Origin of the sequence: Dysgonomonas sp. 37-18 (assembly GCF_001899125.1) — a bacterium.
Classification (GTDB): Bacteria; Bacteroidota; Bacteroidia; order Bacteroidales; family Dysgonomonadaceae; genus Dysgonomonas.
The window spans coordinates 107,007-131,055 of record NZ_MKVC01000006.1; the positions used below are offsets into that span (position 1 = coordinate 107,007).

21 protein-coding genes are annotated in these 24,049 nt (G+C 36.9%); 14 read left to right on the top strand and 7 right to left on the bottom strand.

Annotated elements, in window-relative coordinates:
- Positions 1–56 precede the first annotated feature (56 nt).
- Entirely contained in the window at positions 57–2,210 is a 2,154-nt protein-coding gene (locus BGO84_RS02445; RefSeq protein ID WP_291027340.1) for a S9 family peptidase, read from the top strand.
- 80 nt (positions 2,211–2,290) lie between these two features.
- On the opposite strand, the gene BGO84_RS02450 is transcribed toward BGO84_RS02445, so the two are convergent.
- Positions 2,291–2,563 (bottom strand): hypothetical protein, encoded by a 273-nt coding sequence (locus BGO84_RS02450; protein ID WP_291027342.1) that lies wholly within the window; start codon positions 2,561–2,563, stop codon positions 2,291–2,293.
- Positions 2,564–2,735: 172 nt separating this feature from the next.
- Here BGO84_RS02450 and BGO84_RS02455 point away from each other — a divergent pair, with 172 nt between their 5' ends.
- On the top strand, positions 2,736–3,029 hold the full coding sequence (locus tag BGO84_RS02455) for a hypothetical protein (RefSeq protein WP_291027344.1): 294 nt from the start codon (positions 2,736–2,738) through the stop codon (positions 3,027–3,029).
- Between the two features lie 66 nt (positions 3,030–3,095).
- Here BGO84_RS02455 and BGO84_RS02460 read toward each other — a convergent pair whose 3' ends face one another.
- Positions 3,096–3,983 (bottom strand): helix-turn-helix domain-containing protein, encoded by an 888-nt coding sequence (locus BGO84_RS02460; RefSeq protein ID WP_291027345.1) that lies wholly within the window; start codon positions 3,981–3,983, stop codon positions 3,096–3,098.
- A 298-nt stretch (positions 3,984–4,281) separates the two neighbouring features.
- On the opposite strand from BGO84_RS02460, the gene BGO84_RS02465 reads away from it, so the two are divergent.
- Positions 4,282–4,878: an outer membrane beta-barrel protein gene (locus tag BGO84_RS02465; RefSeq protein WP_291027347.1), complete on the top strand. Its 597-nt coding sequence runs from the start codon at positions 4,282–4,284 to the stop codon at positions 4,876–4,878.
- Between the two features lie 89 nt (positions 4,879–4,967).
- Here BGO84_RS02465 and BGO84_RS02470 read toward each other — a convergent pair whose 3' ends face one another.
- Positions 4,968–6,173 carry an FprA family A-type flavoprotein gene (locus tag BGO84_RS02470; protein WP_135105209.1) on the bottom strand — a complete coding sequence of 402 codons (1,206 nt, stop codon included), beginning with the start codon at positions 6,171–6,173 and terminating at the stop codon, positions 4,968–4,970.
- Between the two features lie 12 nt (positions 6,174–6,185).
- Positions 6,186–7,046, bottom strand: a complete 861-nt coding sequence (gene lgt / locus BGO84_RS02475) for a prolipoprotein diacylglyceryl transferase (protein WP_283687153.1) — start codon at positions 7,044–7,046, stop codon at positions 6,186–6,188.
- 377 nt (positions 7,047–7,423) lie between these two features.
- On the opposite strand from lgt, the gene BGO84_RS02480 reads away from it, so the two are divergent.
- The 5 genes from BGO84_RS02480 to BGO84_RS02500 all read left to right on the top strand — a co-directional run bounded on the left by BGO84_RS02480 (position 7,424) and on the right by BGO84_RS02500 (position 13,826).
- Positions 7,424–9,397 (top strand): glycogen debranching enzyme N-terminal domain-containing protein, encoded by a 1,974-nt coding sequence (locus BGO84_RS02480; protein WP_291027349.1) that lies wholly within the window; start codon positions 7,424–7,426, stop codon positions 9,395–9,397.
- Between the two features lie 73 nt (positions 9,398–9,470).
- Positions 9,471–10,727 (top strand): glycosyltransferase, encoded by a 1,257-nt coding sequence (locus BGO84_RS02485; protein WP_291027351.1) that lies wholly within the window; start codon positions 9,471–9,473, stop codon positions 10,725–10,727.
- 18 nt (positions 10,728–10,745) lie between these two features.
- Positions 10,746–12,170 carry a glycoside hydrolase family 57 protein gene (locus tag BGO84_RS02490; RefSeq protein ID WP_283687150.1) on the top strand — a complete coding sequence of 475 codons (1,425 nt, stop codon included), beginning with the start codon at positions 10,746–10,748 and terminating at the stop codon, positions 12,168–12,170.
- A 79-nt stretch (positions 12,171–12,249) separates the two neighbouring features.
- A complete protein-coding gene (locus BGO84_RS02495) occupies positions 12,250–12,723 on the top strand; it encodes a radical SAM-associated putative lipoprotein (RefSeq protein WP_291027353.1) in 474 nt (157 codons plus the stop codon).
- The gene (locus tag BGO84_RS02500) at positions 12,723–13,826 is read left to right on the top strand and encodes a TIGR04133 family radical SAM/SPASM protein (RefSeq protein WP_283687148.1); all 1,104 of its coding nucleotides are present in this window, start codon (positions 12,723–12,725) and stop codon (positions 13,824–13,826) included. The genes BGO84_RS02495 and BGO84_RS02500 overlap by 1 nt, the downstream gene beginning before the upstream one ends.
- Before the next feature lie 7 nt (positions 13,827–13,833).
- Here BGO84_RS02500 and BGO84_RS02505 read toward each other — a convergent pair whose 3' ends face one another.
- On the bottom strand, positions 13,834–14,583 hold the full coding sequence (locus tag BGO84_RS02505; RefSeq protein WP_291027355.1) for an RDD family protein: 750 nt from the start codon (positions 14,581–14,583) through the stop codon (positions 13,834–13,836).
- A gap of 130 nt (positions 14,584–14,713) precedes the next feature.
- Here BGO84_RS02505 and BGO84_RS02510 point away from each other — a divergent pair, with 130 nt between their 5' ends.
- From BGO84_RS02510 to BGO84_RS02535, 6 genes are all read left to right on the top strand, one after another.
- On the top strand, positions 14,714–15,703 hold the full coding sequence (locus BGO84_RS02510) for a stage II sporulation protein M (RefSeq protein WP_291027357.1): 990 nt from the start codon (positions 14,714–14,716) through the stop codon (positions 15,701–15,703).
- Positions 15,663–16,544: a hypothetical protein gene (locus BGO84_RS02515; RefSeq protein ID WP_291027359.1), complete on the top strand. Its 882-nt coding sequence runs from the start codon at positions 15,663–15,665 to the stop codon at positions 16,542–16,544. The genes BGO84_RS02510 and BGO84_RS02515 overlap by 41 nt, the downstream gene beginning before the upstream one ends.
- Before the next feature lie 90 nt (positions 16,545–16,634).
- The gene (locus BGO84_RS02520) at positions 16,635–17,318 is read left to right on the top strand and encodes a hypothetical protein (protein WP_291027361.1); all 684 of its coding nucleotides are present in this window, start codon (positions 16,635–16,637) and stop codon (positions 17,316–17,318) included.
- The gene (locus BGO84_RS02525; RefSeq protein WP_291027362.1) at positions 17,308–18,690 is read left to right on the top strand and encodes a DUF4350 domain-containing protein; all 1,383 of its coding nucleotides are present in this window, start codon (positions 17,308–17,310) and stop codon (positions 18,688–18,690) included. Before BGO84_RS02520 ends, BGO84_RS02525 begins: the two co-directional genes overlap by 11 nt.
- 10 nt (positions 18,691–18,700) lie before the next feature.
- Positions 18,701–19,675 carry a MoxR family ATPase gene (locus tag BGO84_RS02530; RefSeq protein WP_291027364.1) on the top strand — a complete coding sequence of 325 codons (975 nt, stop codon included), beginning with the start codon at positions 18,701–18,703 and terminating at the stop codon, positions 19,673–19,675.
- Positions 19,639–21,006, top strand: coding sequence for a DUF58 domain-containing protein (locus BGO84_RS02535; RefSeq protein WP_291027366.1), 1,368 nt, complete (start codon positions 19,639–19,641; stop codon positions 21,004–21,006). The genes BGO84_RS02530 and BGO84_RS02535 overlap by 37 nt, the downstream gene beginning before the upstream one ends.
- 50 nt (positions 21,007–21,056) lie before the next feature.
- Here BGO84_RS02535 and hemW read toward each other — a convergent pair whose 3' ends face one another.
- Complete coding sequence (hemW, locus tag BGO84_RS02540) at positions 21,057–22,187, bottom strand: radical SAM family heme chaperone HemW (protein WP_291027368.1); 1,131 nt, start codon at positions 22,185–22,187, stop codon at positions 21,057–21,059.
- Between the two features lie 50 nt (positions 22,188–22,237).
- Complete coding sequence (locus BGO84_RS02545) at positions 22,238–24,046, bottom strand: long-chain fatty acid--CoA ligase (protein WP_283687140.1); 1,809 nt, start codon at positions 24,044–24,046, stop codon at positions 22,238–22,240.
- Between the last annotated feature and the right edge of the window lie 3 nt (positions 24,047–24,049).

A 24,049-nucleotide genomic window follows, 5' to 3' on the forward strand; every position in this document is an offset into this window, starting at 1 on the left:
TCATTTACAACTCCCATCGAAAATTGATATATTTGTCAAAAATAAATGCTATTGATATGAAAAATGTTTTAGGATTGCTGCTTGCTTGTTTCTTCTTAATAACAGCAAGTGCGCAACGTTTAGACCTTATGGATATTAATTCTGGCAAATACTCTGCTCGAGGTGTTCAGCCGGTTGTGTCATCTGCCGATGGCGAATCTTATTTTCAGGCAGATAATAAAAATTCGATGATCATCAAGTATTCGTACAAAACAGGTTTGCCTACCGATACTCTGTTTAATGTGAATAAGGCACGTGAATGTACGTTTAGCTCATTTCAGGGATTTATAATCAGCCCCGATGAGAAACGCCTGGTAGTGTATAATGATTACGAACCGATCTATCGTCATTCATTCAAAGCAAATTACTATTATTACGATATTAGACGAAATTTAGTTCGAAAACTGACTGAAAATAAAGAAAAGCAATCAATCCCGACTTTTTCTAAAGATGGAAGAATGTTGGCTTATGTTATCAACAACAATATATGGTTAGTCAAGTTTGATTATGATACAGAATCTCAGATAACAAAAGACGGAGCATTGGGTAAAATAATCAATGGGGGAACAGATTGGGTATATGAAGAAGAGTTTGCAACGACCAGTATTATGGATTTTTCTGAAGACGGGCGTTTGTTGGCATTTGTAAGATTCGACGAAACAAATGTGCCTGAGTATTCGATGCAGATGTATGAAAACAAACTTTACCCAACTTCATTTTCGTTCAAGTATCCGAAGGCCGGAGAACAAAACTCGAAAGTAACATGTAACGTATTCGATATTGACTCGAAGACAATACGGAAAATGAATATACCTGATAATGTTGAGTATATCCCACGTATACAGTTTTTACCTACCGGGGACGATTTAGCAATAATGACATTGAACAGAGAGCAGAATAAATTTGATCTGTTTCTTGCAAATGCACGCTCATCGGTATGCCGCTCTATCCTTCATGAAGAGAACAGCAGATATATAGACTCAGAATTGTTAAACTATATATACTTCTTTGGAAATCAGTTTGTGTATGTTAGCGAAAAGGATGGATATTCTCATATATATCTTTATGATAAGAATGGTGCTCAGCAAAAGAAATTAACTTCAGGAAACTACGATGTAACAAGCCTATTGGCTATTGATCCGGTTTCTAAAACTGTTTTTTATGAAGCTGCAGAAGACAGCCCTCTCCAAAGAGCAATCTACAAAGTGGATATGGTGAAAGGAATCAAAACTAAATTATCTGCAAAGCAGGGAACTAATGCTGCAACATTTAGCAAGAATGGGAAATATTACATCAATAGTTATACCAATATCTCAATACCTCGGATTGTTACCGTACACGACGCTACAGGAAAGGAACTTCGAGTATTGGAAGATAATGCTAAATTGAAAAATACATTAGCCGGACTCAACTTACCTAAAAAGGAGTTTATTACTGTAAAAGCGGCTGACGGACAAGATCTGAATGCATATATAATGAAACCGGTGGACTTCAATCCATCACGCAAGTACCCGTTGGTAATGGTTCAGTATAGTGGGCCTAATTCGCAACAAGTAGCGGATAAGTACGGTGTTGACTGGACAGATTACCTGACTACCCAAGGATTTATTGTTGCTTGTGTTGACGGACGCGGAACTGCAGCTAGAGGGGAAGACTTTCGCAAGTGTACATATATGAATCTGGGTATTTACGAATCGGACGATCAAGCAGCTGCCGCAAGACATTTTGCTTCTTTACCTTATATTGATGGAAGTAAAATTGCTATTTGGGGATGGAGTTATGGTGGATACAATGTCCTAATGAGTATGAGCCGGGGGAATGGCGTATTCAAAGCCGGAGTTGCTATTGCTCCTGTTACCGATTGGAAGTTTTATGACTCTGTATATGCAGAACGCTTTATGCGTACTCCACAGCAAAATGAAGCCGGATATCAATCAGGCTCTCCGATTTTACTCGCTAACAAATTAGAGGGGAATTTATTATTAATACACGGTTCTGCTGACGATAATGTACATTTTCAAAATACGATGGATTATGCTGCTGCATTAGTCAAAGCCAACAAGCAATTCGATATGTTTGTGTTCACGGATAAAGATCACTCTATACGAGGTGCAGCTAACAGAACTTATTTATTCGAAAAGGTTATTAAGTTTCTAAAGACAAATATGTAAATAAAATATTTCATTTATATTAAAAAGGAATGCTGATATCAGCATTCCTTTTTGTTTTTTATCAACCAGTAATTCTGGAGTTAGCTCTTGGCTTTATTTAATTTGTCCAAAACTTTCTTTTCCACTTCATCAGCCAATTCGCTTAATTGTTCAGACTTGTAGGCTGCACGTTCCTTTAGATATTCCAGTTGGTTTTTTCCAACATCGATACCATCTTTTATTTTTTTCTTAGCCTGATCTGATAATTTATTTAAGTCATCACATACACAATCTAGCTTACCACTTTCTGCCAACTTATAAATAACGAGCGCAAGACCTATACCGGCTGCTGCTCCGATTAATAGTTTCTTCATAATGTTTCTATTTTTATTTAATATTAATGTGTAGTATACTCTTAATTTTAAACATAAGGAAGACATACTTTGTTCAAATAATAGTAATTTAGGATATTTAGGACACTTATACCGCTTTATAGGACTTTTGACGATCATATATATTTATCAACTTTACCTAAAAGTTAATCTTATGAAAATAGCATTATTTCTTAAAAACGATAAGATTGACGATTCCGATATAGATACAATACCTATAATCGTTTTGCATACCGACAGTAATACAGTCGTGGAGATCGAAAAAGATATTCTAGTAAAAAAGGACGTCAATTATTTGGCTCTTTGGTTGTTGACTAAGCGAATCAAAGAGGTGTATGTTATGGATATTGATCCGCTTATCCAACAACTATTCGAGAGGCTGGGTGTAGTAGTTCGCAAATATGATGATATGAAAAAGAACCCCTTACTAAGGAAGTTTATATCATGATATTTCGATTTTATCGCGAAACTCTTTCCCGTTTTTATGTTTTATTTTTCTCTTCCCCCTAATGCATTAAGTCTCTCTGTATTGTACGGGAGTTAGTCCTGTATGCTTCTTGAAAAATCGCCCGAAGAAAGAAGGATTGGGGAAATTTAATTCGTCTGAAATCTGTAAAATTGTGTTCGTTGTTGTTTTTAGCAGATGTTTTGCTGATGCAATCAAAGCTTCATTAATCCACATAAAGGCTGTCCTGCCTGTTCTGCTTTTTACAATAGTTGATAAGTATTTTGGTGTGAGACACATTTCACTCGCATAGAACTGTAACGATCGTTCTTTTTTGTGATATTGCAATAATAAATTAAAAAAGCGTGAGATTAATTCATCCTGATGCGAAGATGTATTCATGTTATCACACTCGTATTTACTTACATCTTTGATCCGATTATAATATATATTACCTATTTCGGTTAGCATTGCATATAAGAGGCTTTTTGCCATTTCATTCCTGAATGGATGATCTCTGCGCTTGTATTGTTTAACAATAAAAGAGTGGAACTCCAGATATTTGTTGGCTTCCGTTTCTGATATTTTTATACAAGAGTTTTGCATAATACTTCTCGATATGTCGAAGTTCGATATATTGGGCATTTCTGTGAGAAAATCTATAGAGAAAATTAAAAATTCAAGCATCAGATCTTCACTACGTGTGATAAATTCTGTGACAAACTGAGGCATGATTGTAATAATCATGTTTTTCTCTATATCATATTCTTTGAAATTTATTTTTATACGAGCATTCCCTTTAATACAAATGGCAAAAGCTACGCCATCGAGTATAAACGGAAAATTGGAGGACAGAGGAGGAAATAATACTGCTTTATCGGATATAATAAAATTTTTGATTGCAAAAGGATCTATATGTTCTGAAATATCCTCTAGTTGGATTTTTGCCAATTTCATATTTTGAATTCTTTTTGTGTAAAAAGTCGATTAAGATGAATGCAAACATAGTCTATTTTCATTGAAATATAGAAAAAGTCAAAAAGAACTTTTGAACATATAATAAGAACTTTAGACTGTTTTTGTTCTCAACAATTTTTCAAAGTTATGCCTAAAAAGAATTTTAGAACATCTTTAAGCCAAAATAGACCTTTTGTCGTTCTCTATTTTGTTAGACCTTTGTCTTCATCAATAAGAGAATATCTTAAAAGATTGAGTTAATTAAATAAAGGTAAATTAAAAACAAAAATTAAAAGTTATGAAAAAGTTATTTTTTACACTTGCAATTATGTTAGGTCTAACAGCAACAGTTTCAGCACAAGATGTTGGTCAGATATGGGTTGGAGGTAGCGTTGGTTTCAACAGCACTAAAATTGACGGTGGCGACAGAGTATCATCATACCGTATTCTTCCTGAAGTAGGTTATGCATTTACTAATAATATGGGAGTAGGTATCAGATTGGGTTATGCACACAATAAACCAGCATTAAACGGTTCTGTTAATTCCGATATTATTTTCAAAGATGCATTTACTGTAAATCCTTTCCTACGTATGTCATTTCTTAAAGGAACTATGGGTAGCCTGTTTGTTGATGGCGGTGCAGCATATACTTATGGAAAAACTGATTATATGGTATCTACAGGTCAGACTGCCGCTGAAAAGTATAAATTGAATGCTTGGGAAGTTGGTTTCCGTCCGGGTGTAGCAGTTAATGTTACAGATAAAATTACTTTAACAGGTAAATTCGGATTCTTAGGTTATCAACATGCAAAATATGCTGGAATCAAAGGTGATAATTTCGGATTCGATTTCGATCTTAGCCAAACAGAAATTGGTGTAAACCTTGTGTTCTAATAATTTAGACTTATTCTATAATAAAACAAAAGCCGTCCTTTAAAGGACGGCTTTTGTTTTATATAATATCTACTTAATGCGCGAATAGCTTATCTGTCTTGTTTAAGTCTGTCGGCCATAGCCTTTCCCAGAGAGACACAGTCTTCATAAGTATTTAGGTTCATAGCTTGCTTCATTTCTACCGGCGAGCCTATGACTTCAAATTTACTGTCGCTTGCAAATTGAGCCAAACGCTTAACTGCTGCTCCCGCCCAGGTAAATGATCCGAAATATCCAAAATAACGGTGCTTCATATCACGACCTTCAATTTTCGATATTAGATATTCTACCTCAGGAAAGAGTTTGTTGTTATATGTAGGAGATCCGATGATCAATCCTTTGTATTTGAATATATCACGTATAATGTATGAATGTGAACGCTTCGATACATTATGTAATATAACCTCTTTTATCCCTTGTTGAGCCAGTTCGTAAGCTACTGTTTCAGCCATTTGCTCAGTGTTGCCATACATACTGCCATAAGCAATCACAACGCCTTCATCGCCTTCATAACGGCTTAGCTTGTCGTATATGCTTATTACTTTTTTTATCTGTTCGTCAAGAGTCCATATTGGACCATGTGTAGAACAGATATATTTTATTTCGAGAGTATTAAGTTTTTCAAGAGCTTTTTGTACCGGAGAGCCAAACTTGCCTACAACGTTAGAATAATAACGCACCATCTCATCGTAGTAGCGTTCAGGATGTAGTTGTGCATCGGTAATACCACCATCAAGAGTTCCGAATGTACCAAATGCATCGCCCGAGAATATGATCTTATGATAAGTATCATATGTCATCATTGTTTCAGGCCAATGTACCATTGGTGTCAGATTGAAAATAAGCTTATGTTTGCTACCTAAAGACAGTTCCTCACCGTCTTCTATAATTTTTACTCCATCTGAGATTCCATAAAATCCTTGTACCATCTCAGCCGTACGTTTGTTACCTACGATCTGTACATTCGGGAATCTGTTTCTAAGCAATCCCAGAGAACCTGAATGATCGGGCTCCATGTGATTGATGATTACATAGTCAAGAGACTTTCCATTTAAGGCTATTTCCAGCTTATGGAAAAAGATATCAGAATAACATACGTCTACTGTATCAAAAAGAGCTGTCTTCTCATCTACAAGAAGGTATGAATTATAAGATACGCCTTTAGGGAGTGGCCATAAGTTTTCGAAAAGATTCTTAGTGCGGTCATTTACTCCGATATAGTAAAGGTCATCTTCTATTGGAATTGGTTTTAACATACGAAATTACTTCTACTTCTTTATTGTTTTGCTTTCTATTGTTTCTTTTTTTCTTGTTGCATTCCACACCAGCCAGATACCCCATAGTACGAATGGGATACTTAGCAATTGTCCCATATTAATACCGAAAGTAGCTATCATATTAACCTCAAATGGCTCCTGTACATTTTTTATATATTCGATAAAAAATCTGGAAAGGAAAATCCCTATAAGTGAGACCCCTAATATCAGGCCTTGTTTGTTTTTTGCATTTGTTCTATAGAATAGATATAGTCCTACACAGAATATAGCGAAGTAAATGAGAGCTTCATATATTTGTGTCGGATGACATGGCAGTTCGTTTGAGCCACCTTCAGCTATTGGAAAATGCCAGTGCGGATCGCGTACAAAATTGAAACCCCAAGGAAGAGTTGTCGTTCCTCCGTATATTTCAGAATTCATTAAATTACCAAGTCGTATACATGTTGCACCAATGGCAACACCTACTATCAAGCGATCGAGAGCCCATATCATACTTTTTTTGGTAACTCTGACCGAAAACAGCCATATACCAACAGTCATGCCTATTGCTCCTCCGTGGCTCGATAAACCACCTTCCCATACCATCAGCATCTTTAACGGGTTGCTTAGGTAATATACCGGGTCGTAAAACAAACAATGCCCCAATCGTGCTCCGATAATGAGGCCCGTGAGAACATAGATGAATAACGAATCGAACCATTTCTCAGGCAGCTTCTCCGCTTTGTACATTTTTTGCACAACAATAGTTGTTAGCAGTACTCCGGTAGCCCAAAGTATTCCATACCATCGTATTTCTCGTCCCAATATAGCAAAAGCATCAGGGTTTACATCCCAGGTAATAAATGAAAGCATATACTTGTTTTTATTTCAAAATTTTTACTTTACCTTTTTTCGGAGTACAAATATATAAAATACTTATCAATAGATATACTTTATTGAGATAAGTTAAAGTACTCTTTGTTAATATTTGCGTATAAAGTATTTATTGATAATTATTTGTGCGTTTTAGAAGGAAGAGTTTATTATATATAATTATTCTAAATAGAGAGGCGTCTATTCATTTGAATATTAGTGTATATAAGGGAATGTTAATAAAATATCCTAAAGCTTCGCTTTTTGTTTACATTTTTCATATCTTTAAGAACAAAAAAGCTTGTTGTATAAACGAGTTTGAATTTATATCGCTTGTTTGTTGACATATTAAATACCGAAAATCTATCAGTAACATTATGGATTACAATTATAAAAAGACCAATGCTTACCTCAAATTTGATAAATCGCGGATGGTTAACCTCGAATACTCGCTTTATCGTGAGATTTTGAGAACAAACCGGAGGGGAGCATATCACTGTACAACATTAGTAGAGTGTAACACACGAAAGCAACACGGACTACTCGTTCTTCCTGTACCCCGTTTGGGTGATACAAATCATGTATTGCTATCATCCTTAGATGAAACAGTAATACAGCATGGTGCGGATTTCAATCTGGGGATACACAAATATGATGGAAATAATTATAGCCCGATGGGGCATAAATATATACGAGAATTTGATTGCGACTCGTTGCCGCGAACGATATATAGAGTAGGGGGGGTGATTTTATCTAAAGAGAAGATGTTTTCTTTAGAGGATAACTCTATTTTTATCAGATATACACTGATAGATGCTCATTCGCCTACAACGATGCGTTTCAAGCCTTTCTTGGCATTTAGAGATGTCAACGAATTAACGGAAGAGAATCCGATAGCAGATCTTGGATATAAGGAAGTGGAAAATGGCATCAGTATGTGTATGTATACCGGCTATCCCGATTTGTTTATGCAGTTTAATAAGCCTGTAAATTTCGTCTTTGAGCCAAACTGGTATAAAGGTGTAGAATATATGCAGGATATGAATCACGGATTACCATACAAAGAAGATTTGTATGTACCCGGATATTTTGAATTACCCATACAGAAAGGTGAGTCGGTAATATTCTCAGCGAGTGATATTCACGTAGATACGAGTAAGCTGGTTTTCTCGTTTGAAAAAGGTATAAAAGAGCGTACCCCTCGTTCATCTTTCTATAACTGTTTGAAAAATTCAGCACATCAGTTTTATTATCGTCCCACTAAAGATGAACTATATTTACTGAATGGTTATCCTTGGGGTGAGGTTAAGGCCCGAGAGCAATTTATGGCTTTGGAAGGACTTACGCTAGGCGTTGGCAAGAAAGATGCTTTTGAAGAGATTGTTGATACTGCTATTCCTACAATCCAGCAATTTATGGAGGGGAAGCCAATAGCCGGATTTCTGAAGGATATAGGTGATGCAGATGTACTTTTATGGGTGATACGCGCCCTTAAAAAGTTTCAGGTGTATGACCCTGAGCGTTTTTATTTAAAATATGCAAGTTTGGTTAGCCAGATCGTAAGCTTTATACAAGAAGGCAATCACCCGAACTTGAAGCCATTAACGAATGGGTTACTTACTGTAGACAATAAAGTTGGTTATCCGAGTTGGATGCATAATAAGATTTCGGACGGACTTTATTTGGCTCCTCGTACAGGGTGCTTGGTTGAGGTTAATGCGTTTTGGTATAATGCACTCAAGTTTAATGAAGAAATAGCACGCAATCAAGATAATCCGAAACTGGAAAGAAAGATGGCTCTATTGGCTGAGATAACCAAAACATCATTTTTGGAAGTCTTTCTTAACGATGGTGGCTATCTGTACGATTATGTTGTAGGTAATTTCGTAGATTGGAGTGTCAGACCTAATATGTTATTGGCTATAGCTGTCGATTATCCACTGCTGGGTAAGCGACAAAGTAAAAGTATAATTGATATAGTAACTAAAGAATTACTTACACCTAAAGGCATTCGTTCCCTTAGTCCGAAGAGCATTGGCTTTCGTCCGAGATGTGAAGGCTCAATATATGATCGCCTCTACAGTGCTTTTAATGGTGCGGCATGGCCGTGGCTGCTGCGGGCATATCAGGAAGCTTACCTTAAAATATTCCAGCAGAGTGGATTGTCTTTTCTCGACCGTCTTTTGATTGGTGTTGAGGATGAAATGTCTAACGATGGCATAGGTTCTTTATCTTCTGTGTATGATGGCAGTATCCCTTATTTCGGACATGGGCAGATTTCTTATGCCATAAATGTTGCCGGAATAATAACTGCTCTCAATGTCCAGAAAATGTTTGGAGATGAATATTGAATGATAAAGAATACGTCTTTATGCAATATGATTTAGATTTTTTAATTTACAGAATAGTTTCGAACTAAAATATATGAAAGCATTAATGTTTGGATGGGAGTTTCCTCCCCACATATTAGGCGGGCTTGGGACAGCCAGTTATGGATTGACAAAAGGTATGTCTTTGCAGCCTGATATGGAAATCACATTTGTTATACCTAAACCCTGGGGCGATGAAGACCAGAGTTTTCTGAAAATAATAGGAGCATGCAATACCCCTGTAGCCTGGCGTGAGGTATACTGGGATTATGTGAGTGAGCGCCTGTCGAAATATATGGACCCTCAGGAATATTATAATCTACGCGATCATATTTATGGCGATTTTAATTATCTGCATACAAATGATTTGGGTTGTATCGAGTTCTCGGGACGTTATCCCGACAATTTGCTCGAGGAGATAAATAATTATTCTATTGTGGCCGGAGTGATTGCACGCACTCATAGTTATGATATAATACACTCACATGATTGGTTGACTTATCCCGCAGGAATACATGCCAAAAATGTTTTGGGGAAACCTTTAGTTATACATGTGCATGCAACAGATTTTGACCGTAGCCGAGGCAAGGTAAATCCGCAGGTTTATCAAATGGAAAAAAATGGTATGGACTACGCAGACCATATTATCTGTGTGAGCGAGCTGACCCGGCGAACAGTGATTGAGAAATATCATCAAGACCCGGCAAAAGTGACTACTGTACATAATGCTGTAGAACCATTAAGTGCCGAGATTGTCGCTATAGAGCCTCAAAAAGGTAAAGACAAAGTTGTAACTTTCTTGGGGCGTATCACGATGCAAAAAGGTCCTGAATATTTTGTGGAGGCTGCCGCTCGTGTACTCGAAAAGGCTAAACACATTCGTTTTGTGATGGCCGGTAGCGGTGATATGATGGAACGTATGATCTATCTTGCAGCCGAAAGAGGAATATCGGATAAATTTCATTTTACTGGTTTCCTTAAAGGAAAACAAGTATATGAAATGCTGAAGCGGAGCGATGTATATGTAATGCCTTCGGTTTCTGAGCCATTTGGGATTTCGCCACTAGAAGCTATGCAGTGCAGTATTCCTACTATTATATCAAAACAATCCGGTTGTGCCGAAATCCTAGATAAAGCGGTGAAGGTTGACTATTGGGATGTTGAGGGTATGGCCGATGCTATATATTCTATTTGTACATACGATGCCATGTCTGAATTCCTGAGCAGAGAAGGCAAAGAAGAGGTGGATAATATAAAATGGGAATATGCCGGACAAAAGGTTAGGGATATTTATAATAGTCTATGTCAATAATAAAAAACAAAATACATTATGAAAAATATATGTTTCTATTTCCAAATACATCAGCCTCACAGGCTAAAGCGCTATAGATTTTTCAACATTGGCGGAGATCATTATTACTATGATGACTTTGCCAATGAGGATTTTATGCAACAGGTGGCTGAAGTGTCGTTTATACCTGCCAACAGGTTGATGCTTGAAATGATAAAAGAATACGAAGGCAAATTTAAGGTTGCGTTCTCTATTTCGGGCGTGGCTTTAGATCAGATGGAAATATATGCTCCTGAGGTTATTGATGGATTCAAAGAGCTGGCAGATACAGGTTGTGTTGAGTTTTTGACTGAAACACAAGGACATTCTCTCGCTTCTTTGGTAGACCCTGAAGAGTTCAAGAAGCAGGTAAATGAACATAGCAATAAGATAGAAAGCCTGTTCGGACAACGTCCAAAGGTTTTTCGAAACACAGAATTGATATATTCTGACGAAATTGGACACTTAGTCTATGAAATGGGCTATACAGGAATATTGACCGAGGGTGCTAAGCGAACACTGGGATGGAAAAGTCCTAATTATCTTTATCAAGCAGCAGAAGAGCCAAAGCTGAAATTATTGTTACGTAATCCAAAATTCAGTGACGATATTGCAACTCGTTTTTCGAATTATAGCTGGAATGAGTATCCGCTTACTGCCGATAAGTTCATTTCCTGGGTGGCTAATACACCAAAAGAAGAGCAGGTTATCAATTTGTTTATGAATTATGAAGCATTAGGTAATTTCCAAAAGAAAAGCTCAGGTATATTCGAATTTATGAGAGTATTGCCTCGTTTTGCTGCTGAGAATAATATCGGATTTGCTACCCCATCAGAAATATTTAAGACGATGAAGCCTGTTGATTCTATTTCGTCTATGCACCCTATATCATGGGTAGGTGAAGAAAAAGATGTTTCGGCATGGTTGGGTAATACTTTACAGGAAGAAGCATTCAATAAGTTGTATGAAATAGCAGAACGTGTTCGCCTAAGCCAATCGAGACGGATATTACAAGACTGGATATACTTGCAATCGAGTGATCATTTTTATTATATGGGAACAAAAAATGCGTTGCCATTTAGCCCGTATTCATCTCCATACGAAGCATTTAATACCTATATGAATGTGTTGAGTGACTTCAAGGAAAGGGTAGAAGCCGAGTTTCCTAGTTCTATTGATAATGAGGAACTTAATGCGTTGCTTACCACCATTCACAATCAGGCAAATGAAATAGAAGAGCTGGAAGACAAAATTGGAAAGCTGGAAACTCAGTTAAAGCCTAAAACAAAAGCTACAACGGCAAAACCCAAGGCAACAGAGAAGCCTAAAAGTGTAGCAACTGAAACTAAACTTGAGAGTCCCAAGCCTGTAGCAAAGCCGAAGGTAAGTGCTAGGGGAAAAGCTAAGCCATCTGCAAAGAAATAATCATTCATGCAACTTTCTGTGTATTATATGCATCATAATATATAGACAACTAAATCTATACTTATAAAACAGATATATTATGAAAATTAGGCTTCTTTCTGCGTATTCAAGGGTTTTATCATTTGTTCTCATTTTTCTAGGTTTTCATTCATGCTCAACCGTTGATCCTAAAGTTGAGTATGGGACTCCATCTGCTAAATTTATAGTGAAAGGGAAGGTGGAAAGTCGCGATAAAGAAGTTTCGGGGCTTAAAGTTGCACTAGGGGTAATTAACAATGGTTATGATACAGGTAAAGTACGCTATGTAGATAGTGTAAAAACCGATGTGAAAGGATTATTTAATGTATCGATTCAAGACTTTCCATCCAGTCAGAAGTTTGTTATAAAATACGAAGATATCGATGGGGAGAAAAACGGCTTATTGGAAACAGTGATAGATACTGTGAGGTTTGATAATCCGAGCTTTACCAATGGTAGTGGTGGTTGGTATGTCGGCGAAACGACAAAGGATTTGGGTACTGTAAAGCTTAACTCATCTAATCCTGAAAAATAATGAGTGTAGACGACATTTCCTTCCGAAAGCGTTTAGGTTTAGAGCTGTTTCGCCAGCATAAAAAGAATCAGACATCTCTCCATAAATTAAACTATCTCATTTGGGAATGTACCTTGCGATGCAATTTGGCATGCAAGCATTGTGGCAGCGATTGTCACAAAGATATGAGGCAAAAGGATATGCCCTTGGAAGATTTTCTGCGAGTGGTAGATGAAGTTACTCCTTATGTTACTCCTCATGATACAATGATTGTTATAACAGGTGGCGAGCCATTGATGCGTAACGACCTTGAGGCCTGCGGACGGGAGTTGTACAAAAGGGAATATCCGTGGGGGATGGTGTCAAACGGGTTGTTTTTATCCGAACAAAGATTGAAAAGCCTTCTTGATGCCGGTTTGCGATCGGTGACAATAAGCCTCGATGGACTTGAGGAGAAACATAATATAATGCGTGGAAATAAGAATAGCTTTCGTATGGCATTTAATGCTATTTCGATGCTGGCGCAAACTAAAGATATTGTATTTGATGTTGTTACTTGTGTTACGGCAGATACATTTTCTCAGCTCAATGACTTGAAAAAGCTACTCATCGATACCGGTGTTAAATCATGGCGTATTTTTACTGTGTTCCCTATCGGAAGAGCTGTCGTTCATAAGGAACTACAATTATCCCCGATTCAGTTTAAACAATTATTTGAATTTATAAAACACACTCGTAAGGAAGGTCTTATAAACCTCAGTTATGGTTGCGAAGGTTTTGTTGGCAATTATGAAACTGAGATCCGAGATCATTTCTATTTTTGTCATGCCGGTATCAACATTGCATCGGTACTTGTAGATGGTTCTATCTCGGCGTGTCCTAATCTACGATCAAATTTTACTCAGGGAAATATATATAAAGACAGCTTTTGGGATATATGGTCGAATCGCTATCAGCCATTTAGAGATCGTAGATGGATGAAGCAAGGCGAATGTAAAGACTGTAAATACTTTCGTTATTGTGAAGGTAACGGTATGCACTTACGAGATGAAAACGGTGAATTGTTGTTTTGTCACCTAAAGCGTATAAAAGAAGGAGAGACTATTGAACTTAATATTACCTGATAATCATTTATACTTCTTGTACCGCTAAATAGTTGTAGTCGGTGACTACTTTTCGAAGAAAAATTCTGTCAGGGCCATCATACTCATAGCCTGTAATCGATTTTATTCTGTCAGCCAAACGTTGGTTAAAGTATTCGTTGTATTGCATGCGTTGGTCATCTATGATAGAAGTAATCGTTTGAATGTCTCTGTCGGATAACTTGTCAAGCACATCTTTATAGGTAACTTTATAGTCTTCATGAAAATCAAGATCAGAAAGCTTTAACTCTTTGTTTCGTGCATTCAATCTGAGGTCGATGACTGTTGTTCCTGCCAAATAATCACCCAACCGCTGCGACTTTTTTGTAACAGCAATCATTATGATAGCCAGAAAACCCTCTGTAAACGTAAAATCAACTAAGCGAAATAACCATCTTAACAGGTAAGAACTTCCGGATGGAACAGTACCATCTACATTCACAACTCGTATTTTTACGATCATTTTGCCAATGCTTTGTCCTTTATTTAATGTTTCGAATAAGAAGTCATAGAAAAGTACAGGGGAAGCCATTATTATAATTATAAATATCATGGCAGTGTTTCCATCAAACGCACTCCATAATCCGGCTTGGGAGAAAAGAGATATAATTCCAATCCAACCTAAATACCAAATTAAAATTACAACCCAGTCGAGAATATAAGCTAAAAGTCTGTATCCGACACCGGCTGTTTCGTAGTCTATTGTTACGTTTTGGGTTGTTTGTACTTCTATTATCATAAACACTAAAAATAAAGAACAAATTTATGTTTTTTGTATGATTATATAGTATAAATTTTTCATTCTTTTTAACCAAAGAGCTATATTTGTGCTTAAACAATATATTATAAATGCAAACTTGTAGTTTTTGATGAGAGAGGCCGCATTTGTCAAGCAAAATAGAGATAAGTGGCAAGAAATAGATATCCAGACCAAGGAAAAAGATATTCCGGCTGAAATATTAGCGGATAATTTCATTGAACTCACGGATGATTTATCTTATGCGCGTACGTTTTATCCGCGGTCGCAAACAGTAAAATATCTAAATCAACTTACAGGACGCTATTTTATCAATATATATCAGTATAAGAAAAAAGAGAAAGGACGCTTTTTCCGTTTCTGGAAAGAAGAAATTCCTCTTATCATGTACAAATATCGCAGACACATGCTTTATTCTTTTTTGACAATGTTTGCAGGTGTTTTGCTTGGGATATTTTCTTTAGAACAAGAATCTGCATTTGCCAGCCAGATATTAAGTCCCGGATATGTAAATCAAACTCTCGAGAATATAGAGAGCGGTGATCCGATGGCTATATATAAAAGCTCGGATGAGGCGCCTATGTTTTTCGGCATAGCAACAAATAATATTGGAGTTGCATTTTATGCATTCGTCGGTGGCATTTTATTTTCTATGGGTACAGTCTATATCTTATTCTCCAATGGTGTAATGCTCGGTGTTTTTCAATACTTCTTCTTTAAGAAAGGTTTGTTGTTTACTTCGGCTATATCCATTTGGTTGCATGGGACATTAGAAATATCAGCAATCGTAATAGCCGGAGGAGCAGGGCTTATATTGGGTAATAGTATTTTATTCCCCGGTACATACAAACGCTTAGTGTCATTACAGAGGGGTGCAAAAGATGCTGTGAAAATAGTTGTTGCACTGATCCCCGTTTTTATTGTAGCGGCTTTTATCGAGAGCTATCTGACTCGTTTGACCGAAATGCCGGTTTACTTTAATCTGATAATAATTGGCTTGTCTGCCTTATTTATTATATGGTATTTTATCTATTATCCTTATTACATCAATAAAAAAACAAATGAAACAACAACAAAAGATCAGGTTATATCAAAGCCGTGACTTTAGCGGTATTTTTGATACTTCAATTGCATTCATTAAGCAAAATTATGGAGCAATCTTAAAGGGTATATTGGTATTTATACCTATTACACTTATTGCTACATATTTTCTTATGAATTTACTGTCTTTTTCCAATATGAGTATGACATCTATTGGCGAATATGAAGACGATCCATTCGCAATTCTTCGATCTATATTTGATTGGCGATTATTTCTTGGTGGGTTTATCATGATGGTAGCAGGATATTTAATGTCACTTTATCCTGTGTGCTATATGGCATTATATGCCGAATCGAAAGATGGCACGGTAGATAGTAAGGATGTTTGGACAAAAGTAAAGCAAGTAGCACTTCCTTTGTTTGGTTATTCTATCATTTATGGTATTCTGATTTCTGCAGGTTGGATATTGTGTTTGATTCCCGGGCTGATTATTTCGGTATATCTTTCTCTGTATTTCTATACATATATAGTAGAGAAAAAAGGTCTGGTAGAAACTTTTCAGCGGAGTATTGATCTTGTTCGCCATCATTGGTGGATATCTTTAGGTCTATTAATTGTCTTTTATATTATAGTTAGTGTTATTGGTTTTGTGTTTACACTTCCGGTATATGGCACGATGATCGGTAATCTATTAGGAATAGATTTTCTTACCAGCGAAATATATATATACCTTACATACTCTTTGAGTTACACTGCTCGCATGTTGTTGAGCCCTATACTTATAATAGTATTGGGTGTTATGTACTTCAGTTATAGAAGCCAATTGGATGGTATTGGAGTTACAGACGAAATAGATATGATCGGTGTAAATAAAGAAGAAGACCAACCGACTCAATATTAATACTAATATTTCAACATATCCCTTAGGGTGGTAAATACAAATAAAAATATACACATATTCAAGAGCATTATATTAATGCTCTTGGTTTGTATGTGCATAAATCTTTTTGGTCAGGTAGACTCTACAGCAACAACAAAGCCCATACATATTCAAGAGAAGGTAAACATCCGCATACCCGATAAAAGTAAGATCGAGGAATATAGAAAAGATCCGCGATTTGAGTATAAAAAAGAGGAAAGAGGTCTGTCGTGGTGGGATAGGATATTGTTGGCAATCAATAATTTTATCAATAATTTACTTGGCACGGTAGCTAAATCTGGAATGCTGAGTATTGTAGTGCTACTCATCATAGTAGTTGTAATATGTTTGATTGTCTTAAAACTTATCGGGGTTGACTATAGAACATTATTGGGTAAGAAAAAACTAGATAAGTCGGATATAGATATCTATACAGAAAATGTGCATGAAATGAATTTTGATGCATTAATATCTAATGCATTAAGAAACAAAGAGTATCGTCTGGCTGTCCGTTTTCTATATCTGAAAAATCTGAAACAAATGTCTGATAAGGACATTATAGAATGGAGTAGCCATAAGACCAACTATAGTTATCAGTACGAGATACAGAATAGTTTGTTGCGCTCTAAATTTCTTGAAACTACATTAATCTTTGATTATGTATGGTATGGTGAATTCGAGTTGGATGAGAGTAAATTCACTGAAGTAGATTCTCGTATGGGCGACCTAAATAAAATGATAAACCATGAAAGATAAGAAACTAATAATTCTGGTCGGGGTGATTATCCTTTTATTGATTGGTTTGTCGTATGCCCGAACCAAAGCTCCTAAGCCGGTAGATTGGAGACCTACATTTATAAATACCAAGACATCCCCATATGGAACATACATTGCATACGAGCTACTTGGAGATATCTTTCACAAAAAGAATATACGATCTACACGAACACCAATATATAATAACTTGAAAGAGAGCATGGAAGAGTACTTCTCCTATGACAAATCTTATGATTCGTATGGTTCAGGCTATTATGAAGATTCTGATGATGAATATGACTATGCTGAAGAGTCTGATACAACTCAAGTAAATACCGACCTTGTAATAGATACAGTACTTGAGCAAGGGCTTGAGGAACTGACTTCTGACCCTACTGAATGGTATAAAAGTATTAATGCGGAAATAGATACTACAGCATATATTTTTATCAATACCAAATTCACGCTGGATAAAGTAGATATGCAATATTTACTCGATTTTGTTGGGTTGGGGAATAATGTGTTCATCTCGGCAGAAAGCTTTTCTTCGAGCCTAATGGATACTTTAGGAATAAAAACAAAACATAGATATTTTGAAGCAGATACAACTTATTATTTAATAGATTCTCCGCATCAGAAATATAATTTTGCAGGTATAACCGGTGAAACAAGACTTAACACAGATAGTTGCAACTTGGTGTCACGTCCATTGGCCTTTAATAACAAAAAAGATACAGTGTTCTTAGAAGTACAATATGGAAAAGGGCATTTCTATTTGCATACAATTCCTTCTGCTTTTGCTAATGTAAATCTACTGCAACTAAACAAATATGATTTTGCTTTCAGGTGCTTATCTTTTTTGCCACAGAATAGTAAAGTTATTTGGGACGAATATCAAAAGCAAGGTGGTACTGATGCGAATAGTAGTATATTTAAGGCGATGTTGTCTAATCCTTTGTTACGTATCGCTTTATATCTTATACTCGGCGGTTTGTTTCTCTTTGTGATCTTCAGGGCGAAACGTACTCAACGGATTATACCTGTCATCAAACCACATATAAACTCTTCATTAGAGTTTCTAGGTACAATCAGTAATTTATATTATCGCAAAAAAGATTTTAAAACCATTGCCGAGAAGCGACATGCGTACTTTCTTGACTATATAAGGAAGAATTACTACATGTCGACAGAGAAAATTAATAACGACTTTTTGGATGTACTGAGTGCCAAATCAGGAGTTGAAAGAGATAAATTGAGTAATCTATTTAATTTATATAACGATATAATTATATTGCCTTATGCTCCGAATGATATATTCTTGCAATATAATAGTTTGTTGGAAGAATTTTATAGAAAGGTAAAAAACAAATAAAATAAAATATATGTCGGATTTAGAATTTCAATCAAGGATAGATTTTTCCGAATTGAGCCAAAGTGTTCAGGAGATAAAAAACGAAATAGGGCGTGTTGTTGTTGGACAGCATCAACTGATAGAACAGATGATAATTGCGATCTTGGCAAATGGTCATGTATTGGTAGAAGGGGTTCCCGGTGTTGCTAAAACTTTATCTGCAAAACTTCTGGCAAAGACTATCGATGTTGCTTTCAGTCGTATACAGTTTACGCCCGATCTTATGCCTTCGGACGTCTTGGGTACAAGTATCTTTCTGCCCGGGTCTGCCAAATTTGAATTTAAGAAAGGGCCTATCTTTTCAAATATCGTGCTGATTGATGAAATAAACCGATCTCCTGCAAAGACTCAGGCTGCGCTTTTCGAGGTGATGGAAGAACGTCAGGTTACAAATGATGGAACAACATATAAAATGAACTATCCATTTCTTGTAATGGCTACTCAAAACCCGATAGAGCAGGAGGGGACATATCGTTTGCCCGAGGCTCAATTAGATCGTTTCTTATTTAAAATCGTAGTCGATTATCCGAATATCGTGGATGAGATTAATATTTTGGATAGGCAAAACCGAGGTGAATTATCTCCTGAAATAGGTATTCGTCCGGTTCTGACGGCTGAGAAATTAAACTCTTTGCGCTCAGAGGTAGATAAAGTGCTGGTTGAACATCAACTATTAGAATATATTGCGCAGATTGTATCTGCTACACGCCAGAGCCCATGGATAACGCTTGGGGCTTCGCCTCGTGCATCGCTTGCAATACTGAATGCCTCTAAAGCACTGGCAGCCATACGAGGACGTGATTTTATCACGCCTGACGATATAAAGGAAGTTGCTGTGCCTGTACTTAGACACAGAATTTTATTAACACCCGAAAAAGAAATGGACGGTACATCTACCGATACAATTATATGTCAACTGATAGACAAAGTGGAAGTTCCCCGATAAAATGGTTCTTTAAGAGTTTCTATCTCTCAAACCGTTTTTTCTTCACATTGGCTTTATGTGTGTTGGGATACTTCGTATCTTATATTTTCGAGGCCTCACTTTTCATAATGACTGTGGTGATTAGCGTGTTGGCTGTATTCTTATTGTTGGATACAGTTTCTCTTTATCGGCAGACAAAGGGCATACAAGCTTTCCGTAACTGTCCTGAAAGGTTATCGAACGGTGATGTAAATACAATCTCGCTTTCCGTATCCAATAAATATCCATTCAGGGTTGCAATCAAAATCATCGAAGAAGTACCTTTTCAATTTCAAAAAAGAGATTTGACATTTAGTACTTCGATAGGTATACGCAAATCAAAAGTCTTGTACTACGATCTTCGTCCCACCGAAAGGGGAGTGTATCAATTCGGAGCAATAAACGTTTATGTGGCAGGACTCTTGGGGCTCGTTACACGACGCTATATATTTGACGAGAATAAGGATGTTGCGGTATATCCGTCTTTTCTCGAGATGCATAAGTATGAATTATTGGCGGCATCGCATCGTCTTACAGACTATGGTATTAAGAAAATACGACGCATCGGGCATGCTACCGAATTTGATCAGATCAAACATTATGTATTGGGTGACGATCCTCGTACAATCAACTATAAGGCAACAGCTCGTATGAGCCAACTGATGGTAAATACCTATCAGGAAGAGAAGTCACAACCTGTATATTGCTTGATCGACAAAGGGCGTACTATGAAAATGCCATTCAACGGGTTGACACTGTTGGATTATGCAATCAATACTACATTGATGGTAAGTACTACAGCGTTGAATAAAGGTGATAAAGCCGGACTCATAACCTTCTCCAAGAATGTGGATGAAATACTTCCGGCAGATAGGCAACGCCGTCAACGAGTAAAGATTTTGGAAACGTTGTATGCGCAGAAAACAGACTTTAAGGAGTCTGATTATGAACGATTGTACGCTACTGTTCGTCGCAAATTGTCGCAACGCAGTTTGATTGTTTTGTTTACAAACTTTGAGACCGTAAATGGAATGCGTCGTCAGTTGAAATATCTTAGCCACATGTCCAAAGATCACTTGGTGTTGGTTGCATTTTTCTTGAATTCTGAATTCAACGAGGTGCTGGAGTCTTCCCCTGCAGGATTGGAAGATATATTCAGGAAAGGAATGGCGGAAAAGCTATGGAACGATAAATACCTGATCGTAAAGGAACTCAATAGATATGGAATTCATACGATTCTCTCAAAGCCTGAAAACCTTACTATCGATTCTATAAATAAATATCTTGAATTCAAATCAAGAGGATTGATTTAATCCATCTTAAATATTAGTGCTAGATAAAAACCCTTTGCAGAAACTCTAAATTATACCCACATCAGGTCGCTCATTATTCCATCGGATATAAAGATTCCTTGTCGGGTTAATTTTAAGATATTATCCTTTTCGGTTAAGAAACCTTGATCGAGATATTTTCGTGCGTTTTTCAAGCAGAATGCTTTCATTTTAGTGCCAAAAAGAGATTCAAGGTCAGAGAGGTTTACTCCCCATTTGGTACGCATACCTGTTAAAATAAAATCGTTGTATCTTGTGTTTTCATCTAATACCTCAATTTCCAGATTTAGATTTTCAGCCCTTATCCCTTCTATATACTTTGATATAGAGGCAACGTTCCACGAGCGGTTTTGCCCATCATAAGAGTGGGCGGCAGGACCTAGTCCCAGATACTTTTTTCCAAGCCAATACGAGCTGTTATGCTTTGAATATAATCCGTGGCGGGCAAAATTAGAGATCTCATAATGATCAAACCCTGCAGCGGTAAGTTTCTCTATCATTCGTGAAAACATGTCTACACTCAGGTTTTCATCAACAGGATTTACGTCTCCCATTTTGAATAAACGATAGAGCCTTGTGCCCTGTTCATAGATCAAATGATAAGATGAAATATGCTGTACATCGAGAGCAATTGCTTCTTCGAGGTTTCTTTCCCAAATCTGCATTGTCTGGTTCGGCAAACCATACATGAGGTCTATACTGATATTATCATAGCCTAGCGATTGGCAGATTCTGACAGCTTCTTTCGCTTTATCGGCAGAATGCCTGCGCTTTAGAAACTTGAGCTCTTCATCGTCAAAACTTTGAATTCCTATGCTCAGGCGATTGAACGGTAATTTTTCTTTAAGGGTTGCTAAATACTGAGGTGAGAGATCATCGGGATTAGCTTCCATTGTTATCTCGGCATCCGGTGCTATCCTGAATTCATGGTGTAGAGTTTCAAATATACGGAGGAAGTCACTCTCAGATAACTGAGATGGAGTACCTCCTCCAAAATATACTGTCTTTACATCTTCGTCTCCAATGTAGTTTTTACGTAGCTTTATCTCTTCACAAAGAGCCGAAACATAGTCATACTTCGGAGACATATCTGTGCGTGTATAGAAGTCACAATATATGCACCTTGTTTTACAAAAAGGAACATGAATATAAATTCCGGCCATTACGTAATTTTAAGCTATTCGAAAGAATTAATTAGTTGTTGCTAAACATTCTATTCTTTATACATTTTGTCGATAATATCTTTGTATTTTTCTGCTACAAATTTACGCTTTATTTTGAGTGTATTGGTTAATTCACCACCTTCCATCGTAAAAGGCTCGGCCAGCAACCTGTATTTTTTTATTTTTTCATATGGTGCAAAATGAGCTTGCAAGAGTTCTATGCGTCCGTCCAGCATGCGAAGGATATCTACATTAGAAAACAAGTCCTCTACTTTGTCATACTTTATTTGGTGTTCATTAGCATACTCTTCCAATGCTTTATAATCGGGAACAATAAGTGCACTCACAAATTTACGCTCGTCGGCTATAACTGCAATCATATCGATAAACTTGTCTTCGGCTACGCGTGTCTCTATAGCCTGAGGTGCGATATATTTTCCGTTCGCTGTCTTAAACAGGTCTTTGATCCGTTCGGTAATGTACAACACTCCGTTTTCCAATTTCCCTGCATCTCCCGTCCGGAAGAAACCGTCTTCGGTGAAAACTTTAGTTGTTTCTTCTGGTTTGTTGTAGTATTCTCGCATCACGGTTTTTCCTTTTACGAGAATCTCGTTGTTTGTTTCATCAATCCTAACCTCAACTTCCGGCATTACGCTGCCAATAGATCCAATAACAAATTCTTTATCAGGATAGAAGCTGACGGTAGCCGTTGTTTCAGTAAGACCATAACCCACAATTATTGGAATATTTACCGACTGTAAAAACTCAATTATAGAATCAGATAATGGAGCTCCTGCACAAGGGAATATGTTTCCCTTCTCGATACCGATAACCAGCTTAAGAACGAAAAATATCGTATTGTTATATAGAGCAAATTTTATACGAGTACCAAGCGGGGCTCGTAGATTTTTATTTTTAAAGTCCAAATTATATCTTTTCCCTGTCTTGATGGCATCGGTATATAGCCATTTCATCAGACCTTTGGAGCTCGATATTTTTTCGTGAACCCCTGCATATACTTTTTCCCAGAATCGGGGAACACTACACATGATAGTCGGATGAACTTGCTTTATTGATTTTTGTATTTCCTTTGCATCTTGATTAATAGCAATGGTCATTCCCTTATGGATAGCGTAATATGTCCACGCCCGTTCGAAAATATGCGCCAATGGAAGGAAATTCATAGACAGGTCTTTATTCGAAGTCATAGGCAGACGCATATCGTGAATACGGAAAACCTGAGAGAAACACGAATGTGGCAATACTACTCCTTTCGGTTCGCCGGTTGTACCCGAAGTATATATAATGCAAGCTATATCATCTTCTCTTCTCGATTTAAGGCGTACTCGCACGATAACTTCTGTATGCGAATTTTCTCCGGTAGCGATAAAATCATCAAAATAGACAGAAGTCTTATCATCGGGATGGAATTTCACATTATTATCGAATACAACAATTTTCTTCAATACAGGTGAATTTTGTTGCACTTTAAATGCATTATTATATTGGAACTGCTCTCCGGCGAACAGTAACTGTATACTGGCATCCTTTACGATATATTCTACTTGCGAGGGTGATGATGTTGCATAGATAGGTACCGAAATGCAACGGTTGGCAAAAGTACCGAAATCCGCAAAAAGATATTGTGGCATATTCTGAGAATACACAGCGATCCTAGAGCCTTCTTCTACACCCATTTCAGCCATTGCCCAGGCTGTTTTCATTACATTGTCCGAAAACTTATTCCATGAAATATTCTTCCATTTCTTTTCGTACGGGTTCCTATATTTCAGAGCTGTTCTCTTACCATACCTGATAGCCTGACGATGTACCAATATAGACAGATGATAATAATTCATTTG